Annotated in this window: 13 protein-coding genes; 5 read left to right on the plus strand and 8 right to left on the minus strand. The window is 67.8% G+C overall.

Features of this window, described 5'->3' with window-relative positions; all coding sequences use genetic code 11:
• Positions 1-15: 15 nt before the first annotated feature.
• Both ACT535_RS03430 and ACT535_RS03435 read right to left on the minus strand, forming a co-directional pair.
• Positions 16-735 (minus strand): DnaJ domain-containing protein, encoded by a 720-nt coding sequence (locus ACT535_RS03430; protein WP_476363369.1) that lies wholly within the window; start codon positions 733-735, stop codon positions 16-18.
• 74 nt (positions 736-809) lie between these two features.
• Entirely contained in the window at positions 810-1,544 is a 735-nt protein-coding gene (locus ACT535_RS03435; protein WP_476363370.1) for a VWA domain-containing protein, read from the minus strand.
• A gap of 154 nt (positions 1,545-1,698) precedes the next feature.
• Here ACT535_RS03435 and panC point away from each other — a divergent pair, with 154 nt between their 5' ends.
• Positions 1,699-2,544, plus strand: a complete 846-nt coding sequence (gene panC / locus ACT535_RS03440; protein ID WP_476363371.1) for a pantoate--beta-alanine ligase — start codon at positions 1,699-1,701, stop codon at positions 2,542-2,544.
• A gap of 3 nt (positions 2,545-2,547) precedes the next feature.
• On the opposite strand, the gene ACT535_RS03445 is transcribed toward panC, so the two are convergent.
• Positions 2,548-2,742: a hypothetical protein gene (locus ACT535_RS03445; protein WP_168457978.1), complete on the minus strand. Its 195-nt coding sequence runs from the start codon at positions 2,740-2,742 to the stop codon at positions 2,548-2,550.
• Positions 2,743-2,819: 77 nt separating this feature from the next.
• A complete protein-coding gene (metC, locus tag ACT535_RS03450) occupies positions 2,820-4,034 on the minus strand; it encodes a cystathionine beta-lyase (RefSeq protein ID WP_476363372.1) in 1,215 nt (404 codons plus the stop codon).
• A 179-nt stretch (positions 4,035-4,213) separates the two neighbouring features.
• Between metC and ACT535_RS03455 the strand changes: the two genes are divergently transcribed.
• The 4 genes from ACT535_RS03455 to ACT535_RS03470 all read left to right on the plus strand — a co-directional run bounded on the left by ACT535_RS03455 (position 4,214) and on the right by ACT535_RS03470 (position 8,848).
• Positions 4,214-5,224, plus strand: a complete 1,011-nt coding sequence (locus ACT535_RS03455) for an amino acid ABC transporter substrate-binding protein (RefSeq protein ID WP_168457980.1) — start codon at positions 4,214-4,216, stop codon at positions 5,222-5,224.
• Between the two features lie 126 nt (positions 5,225-5,350).
• Positions 5,351-6,646: an amino acid ABC transporter permease gene (locus tag ACT535_RS03460; RefSeq protein WP_476363373.1), complete on the plus strand. Its 1,296-nt coding sequence runs from the start codon at positions 5,351-5,353 to the stop codon at positions 6,644-6,646.
• Between the two features lies 1 nt (position 6,647).
• Entirely contained in the window at positions 6,648-8,057 is a 1,410-nt protein-coding gene (locus tag ACT535_RS03465; RefSeq protein WP_476363374.1) for an amino acid ABC transporter permease, read from the plus strand.
• A gap of 74 nt (positions 8,058-8,131) precedes the next feature.
• A complete protein-coding gene (locus ACT535_RS03470; protein ID WP_168458279.1) occupies positions 8,132-8,848 on the plus strand; it encodes an amino acid ABC transporter ATP-binding protein in 717 nt (238 codons plus the stop codon).
• 36 nt (positions 8,849-8,884) lie between these two features.
• On the opposite strand, the gene ACT535_RS03475 is transcribed toward ACT535_RS03470, so the two are convergent.
• Genes ACT535_RS03475 through ACT535_RS03490 form a run of 4 tightly spaced genes read right to left on the minus strand, consistent with a single transcriptional unit; the run spans position 8,885 to position 12,649 of the window.
• Positions 8,885-9,214 (minus strand): lipid-A-disaccharide synthase N-terminal domain-containing protein, encoded by a 330-nt coding sequence (locus tag ACT535_RS03475; RefSeq protein ID WP_168457983.1) that lies wholly within the window; start codon positions 9,212-9,214, stop codon positions 8,885-8,887.
• Positions 9,214-9,960: a glycosyltransferase gene (locus ACT535_RS03480; RefSeq protein WP_168457984.1), complete on the minus strand. Its 747-nt coding sequence runs from the start codon at positions 9,958-9,960 to the stop codon at positions 9,214-9,216. Before ACT535_RS03480 ends, ACT535_RS03475 begins: the two co-directional genes overlap by 1 nt.
• Entirely contained in the window at positions 9,957-10,919 is a 963-nt protein-coding gene (locus ACT535_RS03485) for a phosphatase PAP2 family protein (protein ID WP_476363375.1), read from the minus strand. The genes ACT535_RS03480 and ACT535_RS03485 overlap by 4 nt, the downstream gene beginning before the upstream one ends.
• Positions 10,916-12,649 carry an ArnT family glycosyltransferase gene (locus tag ACT535_RS03490; protein WP_476363376.1) on the minus strand — a complete coding sequence of 578 codons (1,734 nt, stop codon included), beginning with the start codon at positions 12,647-12,649 and terminating at the stop codon, positions 10,916-10,918. The genes ACT535_RS03485 and ACT535_RS03490 overlap by 4 nt, the downstream gene beginning before the upstream one ends.
• Positions 12,650-12,816 lie beyond the last annotated feature (167 nt).

Genomic DNA, 12,816 nt, shown 5'->3' on the forward strand with positions numbered 1-12,816 from the left:
AGTCCTGACAGAGAATCAGCGATGCTTGCGCAAGATCACGTCCTTCGCTCGGTTGATCCTCGCCGCGAGATAGTCGGATCCGCCATGATCGGGGTGGAGCTTCTTCATGAGGGATCGGTGCGCCGCGCGGACAGCTTCCGCGCTCGCGCCCGGCTGAAGGCCAAGGATCTGATAGGCCTCCTCCTCGGGCATCGCAGCGTCCAGGCCACCGCCTCCGCCCATATTCCCCGCACCCGCGTTTCCTTGTGCGTCCTCACGCCAGGCGGGCGCCCGGCGGTCGAGATAAGCTTCGAGTAGAGCCAGCGACTGCGCATCGCACTGCGGGCGCAGCGCCAGCAAGGAGGGGACGTCGATCTCCTCCAGCCGTTGCCCGGCACAGGGCCCGGCCAGCACTGTTCCCCGCATGTCCCCGGTAGAGTGATCCAGTTCCATCTCGAACAGCGCCGTGCGCACACCTGAGGTCTTCGGCGCGCTCCGCCGCTTGAACAGCCCGCCGAGATAGCCGCCGATCCCCTGCGGATCGAGCCGCCCAAGCAGGGCGATGCCCGCGGCGCCCAGCGGCAACGCGATGCCGATGCGCCCGGTGACCAATGCTCCCGCGGCCCCCAGAAGCGCCGCATAGGCCAGCGTCCGCATCATGGCAGCGATGAGGGCCTTCGGATCGGCCTTGGTCCAGACCGAGAGGCCATAGAGGCCGATCAACAGCAGCAACGCACCGGCGACAAGGCTAATCACGCGGAACTCCGGATCGGGTCGCGGCGCCCCTGCGCCAGCGGAATGATTGAGCAAGACAGACGAAGCGCCACAGGTCAGCGGCCCATGGCGGCGATGAGGCGCCGGGCGCCGGCGTCGCGGCGGGATGTCAGGGCCAGTTGGCCGCCGGCTGCATAGGCGGCGACCGCCGCGAGCAACTGCCGGAGTTCGCCCGGAGCGGTGGGATCGAACCGGCACCACGCGCCGCCGGTGACCTGGGCGAGGCCGCGGAAGACGTCTTCCACGCGGGCGTCGTGCCCCTCCTGGAACATGAACAGCTTCACCCCGCGCAGGGCGAGCTGCCCCGCCGCCTCCCTCAGCACCGCCGGGTCTTCCTCCACCGCGTCGCCCACGAAGACTGCGGCACGCAGGCCCGAGCGCTCGGCCTCCTTCGCAAGATGGCCGAGGATGCGGTTGATCTGGGTGAGCCCGCCGCTGCAGGAGATGCGCCGCATCAGCCCGCCCAGCGTCGCCGCATCATGCACGAAGGGCGAGGCGCGGCATTCGTCCTGCCCGCGGTAATAGACGATCTGCATGTCGAGGCCGCCATGGCTGGCGGCAGCGGCGAACATGTCGGCCTGGATGTCGCACGCCAGCGACCAGGTGGGCTGGCGTGAGCCGGTCGCATCAAGCGCGAAGGACAGTCGACCCCGGCCATCCGCCGGGCGGGCGGGGGGCATGCTGCGCGCCGCGGCGAGGAAGGCCGCAACCTCTCCTGGAGCGGAAACCGGAACCGATTGCCCGGCTTTGGTTTCCGCCAGTTTCCCCTTGCTGTCGTCGCGCGTGGCCATCCGGTCCTCTCTGTCCCACACATAAGCTGCATCGAACGGACCACCAAGGCCCCCCTTCCGGTGCTACCGAAGGTGGGCAATGGCTTGATGCCAGCCGGCACACGGCCTATCTGCACCCCCCAGCGGTCCGGAGCCGCATCGAGGGGATGGGACGATGGCGACTTTGCCGAAGGTTGTGGGCCGCGTGCGCGAACTGAGGGCGGCGGTGGCGGGCTTCCGGGCCGAAGGCTCCAAGGTGGCGCTGGTTCCCACCATGGGCGCCCTGCATGTGGGCCACATGGCGCTGGCGCAGAAGGCGCGCGAACTCGCCGGGCGCACCGTGGTGTCGATCTTCGTGAATCCTGCCCAGTTCGCCCCGCACGAGGATTTCGACACCTATCCCCGCGCGTTGGAGGCGGACCTCTACAAGCTCGCCGAAGTGGGCGTCGATCTCGTCTATGCCCCGACCGCGACCGAGATGTATCCGGCTGGCTTTGCCACTCGCATCAACGTGGGCGGCCCCTCCGAGGGGCTGGAGACGGATTTCCGTCCGCATTTCTTCGGCGGCGTGGCGACGGTGGTGGGCAAGCTCTTCATCCAGTGCGCACCGGACTACGCCATATTCGGCGAGAAGGACTACCAGCAGCTCAAGGTGGTGACGCGGCTGTCGAAGGATCTCGATCTCGGCGTCGAGGTCGTGCCGGTGCCGACCACCCGCGAGGCGGATGGCCTCGCCCTCTCCTCCCGCAATGCCTATCTGGACGAGGAGCAGCGCAAGATCGCCCCGGTGATCTACGCCGCCCTCACCCGCGCTGCGGAAGCCATCCGGGCCGGAACCGCGCCGCAGGTGGCGGTGGATACGGCGGCGGGGATGATCTCTGCCCTTGGCCTCAAGGTGGACTATGTGGCCGCCCGCCACGCAGAAACCCTGGCGCCGCTCAAGGACGCCAAGGAGCCCATCCGGCTGCTGGCCGCAGCCTGGCTTGGCCAGACCCGGCTGATCGACAACATCCCGGTTTAGAAACTACACCGCGCCCATGTAGCTCGCGGCAAAGCCGATCACGACGAGCGCGATGCCGACGGACAGGATCATCAGGACGCGGCCGGAGGTCACCCCCTGCCGCGCCTGAACCGCCGGCTTCACCGGGGCGCCATCGACCGTGCGACCATCGGTGCGGTGGAATTCCACGTCCTCGCGGACTTCGTTCGGGTCCTGCATTCTGGCCTCCTGACGCTTGTGTCTCGTCAGGACAACGCCGGCCCGCGCCGCAGGTTTCCCCGTGGCGCGGGTGCGTTCTAGCCGGCTGCCACCTCAAGCATGCGGGCGAAGGCCTGATCGAGGTCCGCCTTGAGATCGGCGGTGTCCTCGAGCCCGATGTGGATACGCACCGCCGGGCCTTCCACCTTCCACGTCGTCGCCGTGCGGTAGTCCCGGCAGTCGAAGGGGATGGCGAGGCTCTCGTAGCCGCCCCAGGAATAGCCCATCCCGAACAGCGTCAGCGCATCGAAGAAGGCCGCCACCGCAGCCTCGGGCACCGGCTTCAGGATGAAACTGAACAGGCCGCTGGCGCCGCAGAAGTCGCGCTTCCAGATGGCGTGGCCGGGATCGGACGGCAGCGCAGGATGCAGCACGCGCGAGACTTCCGGCCGCGCGGCCAGCCACTCGGCCATTTCCAGACCCGCCTTCTGGTGATGGGCGAGCCGCACGGCAAGCGTGCGCAGGCCGCGGGCGGCAAGCGCGATGTCGTCCGGGCCGACCGTCATGCCCAGCGCGCTGTAGGTGGCGCGCACCTTTCGGAGGGCGTCGCCGACCGCCGAGATGGTGCCGATGCTCACGTCCGCATGGCCGCAGATGTATTTGGTGCCAGACTGGATCGAGATATCCACGCCGAACGCATGGGGCTTGAAGAAGACCGGGGTCGCCCAGGTGTTGTCGATGAGCGTGGTGATGCCGCGCGCCTTCGCCACCGCGACGATGGCCGGCACGTCCTGCATCTCGAAGCTCTGGGAGCCGGGCGCCTCCAGGAAGATGGCCTTGGTGTTCGGCCGGATCAGCGCCTCGATGCCGGCGCCGATCAAAGGATCGTAATAGGTGGTCTCGACACCGAGGCGGGCGAATAGCCCATCGCAGAAATTGCGGGTCGGCCGGTACACGCTGTCCACCACGAGCACGTGATCGCCGCTGCCGGCCACCGCCAGCAGCGCGGTCGTCACCGCCGAAAGGCCGGACGGGGTCAGCACCACGCAGTCGCCGCCTTCCAGCGCGGTGAGCGCCACCTGCAGGCTCTCGCTCGTGGGGTTGCCGTGGCGGCCGTAGGTGTAGCGGGCGCGGTGGTGGATCAGATCGTCATAATTCGGGTAGAGCACCGTGGAGCCGCGCACCACCGGCGTATTCACGAACCCGTCGAAACGGCGGGGATCGCGGCCGGCGTGGACGATCTTCGTGGCCGTGCCACGGGCCTCGCCTGACGCTCCGTCTGACCCGTGGTCATCCCTGCTTCCGTCCGACATGCACATCTCCTGTGGTCACGGCAGCTTGCGACCGACCGGCCGCTATTGACCGCTCCGCTGTGAGGGGTTGTGATGGGCGGGATAGACGGCCTTGATCCGTCCGTCGAGCCGTCTCGTGCCGGATCACGGCGAAAGACGGTGGCGGCAGGGGGTCGTCGTCGCGAAAAAAGGAACCTTCCGTGAAACGCATCCTCCTCGCAGCAGCAGGACTTCTGTCGCTGGCCGGCGCCGTGCAAGCAGCGACCCTCGACGACGTGAAGGCGAGAGGCGCCCTCAACTGCGGCGTGACGCAGGGCCTGCCCGGCTTCTCCAGCCCCAACGACAAGAATGAGTGGAGCGGGCTCGACGTCGATTTCTGCCGCGCCATCGCCGCCGGCATCTTCAACGATCCCACGAAGGTGAAGTTCACCCCCCTCTCCGCCAAGGACCGCTTCACCGCGCTGACCTCCGGCGCCATCGACGTGCTGTCGCGCAACACCACCTGGACCATGTCGCGCGATACCACCCTCGGCTTCAACTTCGCCGGCGTGATGTATTATGACGGCCAGGGCTTCCTCATCCGCAAGTCGGTGGGCCTGAAGTCCGCCAAGGAGCTGCAGGAAGCCTCCATCTGCGTGCAGACCGGCACGTCGAACGAGCTGAATGTGGGCGACTACTTCCGCGCCAACAACATGAAGTATCGTGAGGTCATCGCCTTCGCGACCCTCGACGAGACCGTGAAGGCCTATGAATCCGGCCGCTGCGACGTATTCACCTCGGACAAGTCCCAGCTCGCCGCGGTGCGCCTCAAGCTGACCAACCCCGCCGACCACGTGCTCCTGCCCGAGACCATCTCCAAGGAGCCCCTCGGCCCGCTGGTGCGCCACGGTGATGACCAGTGGTTCGACCTCGTGAAGTGGACCTACTTCGCGCTCTTGAACTCGGAAGAACTGGGCATCACCCAGAAGAACGTGGACGAGATGGTGAAGTCCGAGAACCCGGACGTGAAGCGCCTGCTCGGCACCGACGGCAAGTATGGCGAGGGCATCGGCCTCACCCCCGACTGGGTGGTGCGCATCATCAAGGCCACCGGCAATTACGGCGAGATCTACGACCGCAACGTCGGTCCCGCCACGCCGCTCGGCATTGAGCGCGGGCTCAACAACCTCTGGACCAAGGGCGGCATCCAGTACGGCCCGCCGGTGCGCTGAGCGCATCCGGGCCGCATGGCCCGCGCCTTGCTTGAGAGCAGGGCTCAAAGACGGGACGGAGGACGCGGGCATCGCGCCCTCCGCCACCAAGAACACAGGCCAAAGGCCTGAGCTTTCGGGGGTTTCATGTCTGAAGTCAGCCCTGCCGCGCCGCCGCGGCCACAGGGCCGTCGCTGGTCCTGGACGGATCCCAAGCTGCGGTCCCAGGTGATCCAGATCACCGTCGCGGTCATTCTCGTCTGGCTGCTGTGGTCGTTCTATTCCAACGCCCAGTCCAACCTGTCCCGGCTCGGCATCGCCTCAGGCTTCGGCTTCCTCGACAATCGCGCCGGCTTCGCCATCAGCCAGACGCTGATCCCCTACAACGAATCCATGTCCTATGGCCGCGCCTTCCTGGTGGGCCTGTTCAACACGCTGCTGGTGGCCTTCCTCGGCATCATCCTCGCGACCCTCATCGGCTTCCTGATGGGTGTGGCGCGGCTGTCGAAGAACGTGGTCATCAAGGCGCTGGCCTCCGCTTATGTGGAGATCACCCGCAACCTGCCGCCGCTGTTCCAGATCATGTTCTGGTACCTCGCCGTGCTGGCCGCCCTGCCCGGCCCGCGCCAGAGCTGGGGCTTCGGCCTGCAGCCGCTGCTCGGGGCCATCGGCTCGGGCCTCTCCTCCATCGGCCTCGGCTTTCTCGGCGGCCCCCTCTCCACCTATGCGGCCACCCTCGCCGCCCCCGGCGTGTTCGTGAACAACCGCGGCCTCGTGGTGCCGCGCCCCATCTTCGAGGACGGCTCCATGGCCATCCTCTATGCCCTCATCGCCGCCTTCATCTTGAGCTTCCTGCTCGGACGCTGGGCAAAGAAGCGGCGGGAGGCGACGGGACATTTCTTCCCCGTCTTCTGGACCTCCCTCGGCCTCATCATCGTGCTGCCGCTTCTCGCCTCCGCGGCGATGGGCTTCCCGGTCGGCGTTGAGAAGCCTGAACTGCGCGGCTTCAACTTCGTCGGAGGACTGCGCGTCATCCCCGAATTCGTGTCGCTGCTGCTGGCGCTGTCCATCTACACCGGCGGCTTCATCGCCGAGATCGTGCGCTCGGGCATCCTCGCCGTGTCCAAGGGCCAGACCGAGGCGGCCCATTCGCTCGGCCTGCGCAACGGGCCGACGCTGCGCCTCGTCATCATCCCGCAGGCCATGCGGGTGATCGTGCCACCTTTGACCAGCCAGTATCTCAACCTCACCAAGAACTCGTCGCTCGGCGTGGCGGTGGGCTATCCGGACCTGTTCGCGGTGTTCGCGGGCACCACGCTGAACCAGACCGGCCAGGCTATCGAGATCATCGCCATCATCATGGCGGTCTATCTCACCATCTCCATCGTCACCTCGACGATCATGGGCTGGTACAACAAGCGCGTCGCGCTGGTGGAGCGGTGACATGACGGACATCTCCGCCCCCCGCGCCTCCATCACCCCCGCGACGCCCTTCGTCTCGACGGCGTTCCACGAGCCGCAGCCGGCCCCGGTCGCGACCCGCGGCCCCATCCTGTGGGCGCGCCAGCACCTGTTCGGCTCGGTGCCGCAGGTGCTGCTGACGCTGTTCGGCGTCTGGCTGCTCTATGTCACCGTGCCGCCGCTCATCAAATTCTTCCTGATCGACGCGGTATGGACCGGCACCAACCGCGACGCTTGCCTCGCCGAGAAGATCGGCCGGCCGGTGGGCGCCTGCTGGCCCTTCATCTGGGCCAAGCTCGACCAGCTCATCTATGGCTTCTACCCGGCCAGCGAGCGCTGGCGGGTGAACGTGGTGTACTGGCTCGGCGCCCTGCTGCTGCTGCCGCTGCTCATCCAGAGCCTGCCCCTGAAGCGGCTCAATGCCATCGCCTTCTTCGGCGTCTATCCGGTGGTGGCCTTCGTGCTGCTCACCGGCGGCAACCTCGATCTCCAGCGCTTCGTCCTCGGCTGGCTCGGCGTGGATTTCTCCACCATCGGCGGCGCGCAGGGCCTCAGGATCGGCTTCTGGGTGGATTACGTCCTCTCCACCGTCCTGCTGACGGCCATCGCCTACGGCATCTCCCGCTTCCTCGCGGGTCCCGAGGGCGGACGCTCGGCGGCGCAGACCACGCTCAGCATTCTCGGCGTGCTGGCGGTGGTTCTGCTGGCCGTGGACATCGACACCGGCCTGCCCCAGGTGGAAACCCGCCTGTGGGGCGGCCTCCTCGTGACGCTGGTGATCGCGGTCACCGGCATCACGGTCTCCCTGCCCTTCGGCATCCTCCTCGCCCTCGGCCGGCGCTCCAAGCTGCCGCTGGTGAAGTGGCTGTGCATCATCTTCATCGAGTTCTGGCGCGGCGTGCCACTCATCACGGTGCTGTTCTTCGCCACCTACATGCTGCCCCTGTTCCTGCCCGGCCGCTTCACCATCGACGGGCTGCTCCGGGCGCTGGTGGGCGTCGCCTTGTTCGCCTCGGCCTATATGGCGGAGGTGGTGCGCGGCGGCCTGCAGGCGATCCCCAAGGGCCAGTATGAGGGCGCCATGGCGATGGGCCTGCGCTCGGGGCTGATGATGCGCCTCGTGGTCCTGCCGCAGGCGCTGAAGCTGGTGATCCCCGGCATCGTCAACAACTTCATCGGCCTGTTCAAGGACACGACGCTGGTGCTGATCGTCTCGATCTTCGACCTGCTCGGCTCCATGCGCGCGGCCTTCACCGACCCCAACTGGGCCTCGCCCACCACTTTGTTCACCGGCTTCGGCTTCGCCGGCATCATCTATTTCGTCTTCTGCTTCGGCATGTCCCGGTATTCGATGGCGCTGGAAAAGCGCCTCGACCGGGCCCACCGGCACTGAGAGGGGCAACACACGTGAGCGCAGATCCCATCATCGCCGCCGACGAGGCCACCGCCCCCAAGATCGCCGTCGAAATGACCGGCGTGAACAAGTGGTACGGCGACTTCCACGTCCTCCGGGACGTGAACCTGACCGTGGAACGCGGCGAACGCCTCGTCATCTGCGGCCCGTCCGGCTCGGGCAAATCCACCCTCATCCGCTGCATCAACCGCCTGGAAGAGCACCAGAAGGGTCGCATCGTGGTGGACGGCATCGAATTGACCGACGACCTCAAGCGCATCGACGAGGTGCGCCGCGAGGTGGGCATGTGCTTCCAGCACTTCAACCTGTTCCCGCACCTCACCATCCTCGAGAACTGCACGCTCGCGCCCATGTGGGTGCGCAAGATGCCGAAGAAGGATGCCGAGGATCTGGCGATGCACTTCCTCGAGAAGGTGAAGATCCCCCACCAGGCGCACAAATATCCTGGCCAGCTCTCCGGCGGCCAGCAGCAGCGTGTGGCCATCGCCCGCGCGCTCTGCATGCGCCCGCGCATCATGCTGTTCGACGAGCCGACCTCCGCCCTCGACCCGGAAATGGTGAAGGAGGTGCTCGACACCATGGTCTCCCTCGCCCAGGACGGCATGACCATGCTGTGCGTGACCCACGAGATGGGCTTTGCCCGTCAGGTAGCGAACCGGGTGATCTTCATGGATGCCGGGCAGATCGTGGAGATGAACGAGCCCAACGCCTTCTTCTCCAACCCGCAGCACGAGCGGACCAAGCTGTTCCTCAGCCAGATCCTGCACTGAAACGAGGGCGCGCCCGGTTCCACCACCGGGCCCAGCTCAAGTGACGGCCCGGTTCGCCCGCCGCTCGCGCAGGGCGAACTGGAGGTTGCGGATGTAGATGAAGGTGGAAAGCGCCTGCCCGGCGATGAACACCGGGTCCTTGCGGTAGATGGCATAGATCAGCAGCAGCGAGCCGCCGCCGAGGGAAAAGGTCCAGAAGGCGAAGGGGATCACCGAGCGCTGCGCGCGCTCGCTGGCGATCCACTGCACCACGAAGCGCATGGTGAACATGAACTGCGCCACGAGGCCGAGCGCCACCCACCAGTCGAACTGGTCGATGAACACCTCGTGCAGGTAGGTGCCGATCTGCGACAGGTAATAGACCATCAGCCGCGCTCCACCACCCGCGGCATGCGCCGCCGGTGGACCAGCCAGAACACCCCGAACATGTCGGCAATGCCCACCCACAGGCGGTTCCAGAAGCCGTACTTGGACACACCGTGCCAGCGGTCCCGGTCCACCACCTTGACGGTGCGGGTTTCATAGCCCTCGCGCCGGATCAAGGCGGCCATGAAGCGGTGCTGGCCATCGAACATGGGCAGGCGTAGATGCACCTCCCGGCGCACGACCTTGAGCCCGCACCCGGTGTCGCGCGAGCCGTCGTTGAGCAGGGCGCTGCGCACGCCGTTGGCAAGGCGCGACTGGAAGCGCTTGAATCCCGTGTCCTTGCGCCCCTGCCGCTCGCCCTGCACCATGCCCACGGTGGGACCGCCCGCGTCCATGACGCGGACCATCTCGGGCAGATAGGCGGGGTTGTTCTGCCCATCCCCGTCGAGGAGCAGGAGCAGGTCGCCCCGCGCGGCCCAGGCGCCGGTATCTACGCCCGCGGACTTCCCGCAGGCCTTGGCATGCACGACGATCCGCAGATAGGGACGGGTCTCCTGGGCCAGCCGCAGGTTGGCGAGGGTGGCGTCGGTGGAGCCATCGTCGACGAAAATCAGCTCGAACGGCTCGAACGACAGCGCCGCATCGATCTCCTCGATGAGCGGCAGCACGTTGTCCGCCTCGTCCTTGACGGCGATCACCACCGACAGCCGGGGCACGGCGGTGGTTTCGGAAGAAAGGGAAGTCACGGTCTCGCCTCTTCGGCTGGAACGGCGGTGCTCACGTCGTGCGGCGCAGGCAGGGACGAGCCGGCCCGCGCGGGATTGACGGGAGCAAGGAGACGGGCGAGCCGTCGCGCGGACGGCCCCGCCATGGGCACGATCGTCCCCGCCGCGTCAACCGCGAAGACGACGCGGCGCGCGGCGAACAGCTTCACCGTCCACAAGGCAGCGGCCGTCCCCAGCACCGCCCCGGCCACGACGTCGCTCGGATAGTGGGAGCTGAGGGCGATGCGGGTGGCGGCGATGGGGAACGCCGCCACGAGGAGGATCGTCCGCGCCCGCGGAAACAGGGCGGCGAACGCTACGGCGGCCGCGAAGGTGGTGGTGGAATGGCCCGAGGGGAACGACGCGAAGCTCGATTTCCAGATCAGGAAATCGAATGTCATCTCGGGGTTCGGCCCCTTGAGGTGCATGGCGGCGTGCGGTCGCGCCCGGCCGAGGGTGTGCTTGACGATCGCCACCAGCAGCCCGACCGGCGCGATGGCGAGGAAGAGGAAGCCGAGGCGGGCCGCGACGCTGGCGGCGATACGCCGGGTCATGTCGTCGCCCGCGTGGGTCAGCATCAGGGCGTAGGCGAGGCCGATGCCGAGCGGCCACAGCACCACGCCGCTGAACCCGAGGTCGGTGAGGCGATCACAGAAGACGACCAGCCAGGACGGCAGCCGGAGCCGGAGGCCGATGGTGAGCGGATCGACCAGCAGCATCAGCGCTGCCACCACGCCGGCCGTCAGCACGAGAAGCGCCAGCGCCTCCCACCGCCCGAGGAAGCCGATGCGCGGGCGCGGCACGCCGATGCGGCGGTCGCGCAGGTAGGCGAGGCCCCGCCAGATGGAGACGAGGAGGAGCCGCACGCGGTCCCCCGCCAGCCGCAAGGCCGCAACGAGGGAAGCGGAAGGGGCCGCGCCGGCGCGGTCCTGCCCGCTCACGGCGCGGCCTCGTCGGAGCGGAACACAGTGATCGCAGTGGGGCGTCCGCCGTTGTAGGTAAAGCCGGAGATAGTCGCGACCGCGTGGTATTTCAGCGCGAGCAGGCCGGCGTGCCGCTCGAAGGCGGGGGAAAAGCGCGCGTCGATGAAGGCGAGGGCGCAGCCGCCCTTCTTCAGCAGTGCCGCCGCCTCATTGGGCAGGACGTAGTTGATCTGCGTCCCCACCAGGAAGACCAGGCTCGGCTCCTGATAGGGGAAGGAGGCGACCTGCGAGGCCGGGCAGCCCTGCTGCTTCACCACGGCGGCGAGCCGCTCGGAAATCCAAAGCGCCCGCATCTGCGGCAGCATCACCTGCCAAACGGCGAAATAGAGCACGAGCGCACCGGCCAGGGCGGTGAGGAATGCCCCCTCGATGCCCGCCCGGGGGAAGGACCGCGCCGCCCACCACAGAAGCATGGAGCCCAGCAGCAGCAGCGGCCACGCGGCGAGGCCGAAGCCGCTGCCGAAATAGAGATAGGCCGCGCCCAGAGCCAGCGAGACCACGATGCCGAAGCCCGGCCAGAACCACACGAGGCCGGCGAGCCGCGATCCGGCCCGGGCCAGCCCCCCGCGCTCGATGGCGAGGGCCGAAAGGATCGCCAGCGCCGGATAGACCGGCAGCACATAGTGCGGCAGCTTGGTGACGGCCAGTTCAAACAGCACCCAGCTCGGAACCAGCCAGCACAGGAGGAAGCGCACCGCCTGCTCGCGGCGGTTGCGCCAGACGTAGGGCGCGGCCATCGCCGCGACGACGATGGAGGGCCAGAAGGTGCCCCATGCGGCCAGGAAATAGGCGCCGGGCGGACCCCAGTGGCCCTCCGCGCCTTCGGCCACCTTGCCCATCATGTCGACGCCGACGGCGTGCTGGTAGAAGGCGCCGTTGGTGACGATGTAGATCGCGACGAACCACGGCAGCACCAGCAGCAGGCACCACGCCAGCCCCATGAGGGGCTTCAGCGGCCGCAGGAAGGCGCCGGAGCGGTCGGCGACGGCGAGTGCGGCAATCGCGGGGCCGACGAAAAGGGGCGCCACCGGCCCCTTCACGAGGACGCCGGCCGCAAGGCCGGTCCAGAAGATGAAGGCGAGGGTCCAGTCGCCCTGTCGCGCCTCGGGCGGGCGGACATAGGCGCGCGCCAGCGCCCCGAAGCAGGCGAGGATGGTGAAGAGCAGAACCGCATCGGTCTTGGCGAGGCGCGCCTCCACCCCCAGAAGGACGCATCCCGCCATCATCAGCCCGGCAAACAGCGCGCCGCGGCGGGAAAGGAAGACGAGCGCCGTCCAATAGGTGAGCAGCACCGCACCGATGGCCGCCAACAGCGACGGCAGCCGATAGAGCCAGATGGAAGAGTGGGCGGACGGCCCGATCACCGCCTCGCCGGCTTTCACCGAGGCGGCCTGCAACCAGTAGATGCCGATCGGCTTCTTGTGCCGCGCCTGGGTGTGGAAGCGGATATCGACGTAATTCCCGCTCTCCAGCATCTGCTTCGTCGCCTGGGCGAAGCGGGCCTCGTCGCGGTCGATGGGCGAGAGGCTGAAGAAGCCCGGCAGGAAGGCGATGAGGGCGACGGCAACCAGTGCCAACACGGCACGGCCATGACGCACTGACGCTGCGTCGAGCATGCTCGCGAGGCGCTGCGGCAGGTCAAGGTCGAACGCCCGCCCCTTGTGGGTCGCGGGCTCTGAGATGGCCATGCTTCGGTCAGGATCCGCTCGAATTGGGCGCGGACAATAGCAGAACCGCCCGTGCCGAAAAGGGCCGGACGGGAGCGCGCAGAGACGACCTTCCGCCGGGGCGGACGGTGATGCAGACGAAAGGCGGCGAAGGAAAGGCAGTGGCTGCGCGGGGGGCCGCCGCGGCG

This window comes from Xanthobacter sp. DMC12 (assembly GCF_056314105.1).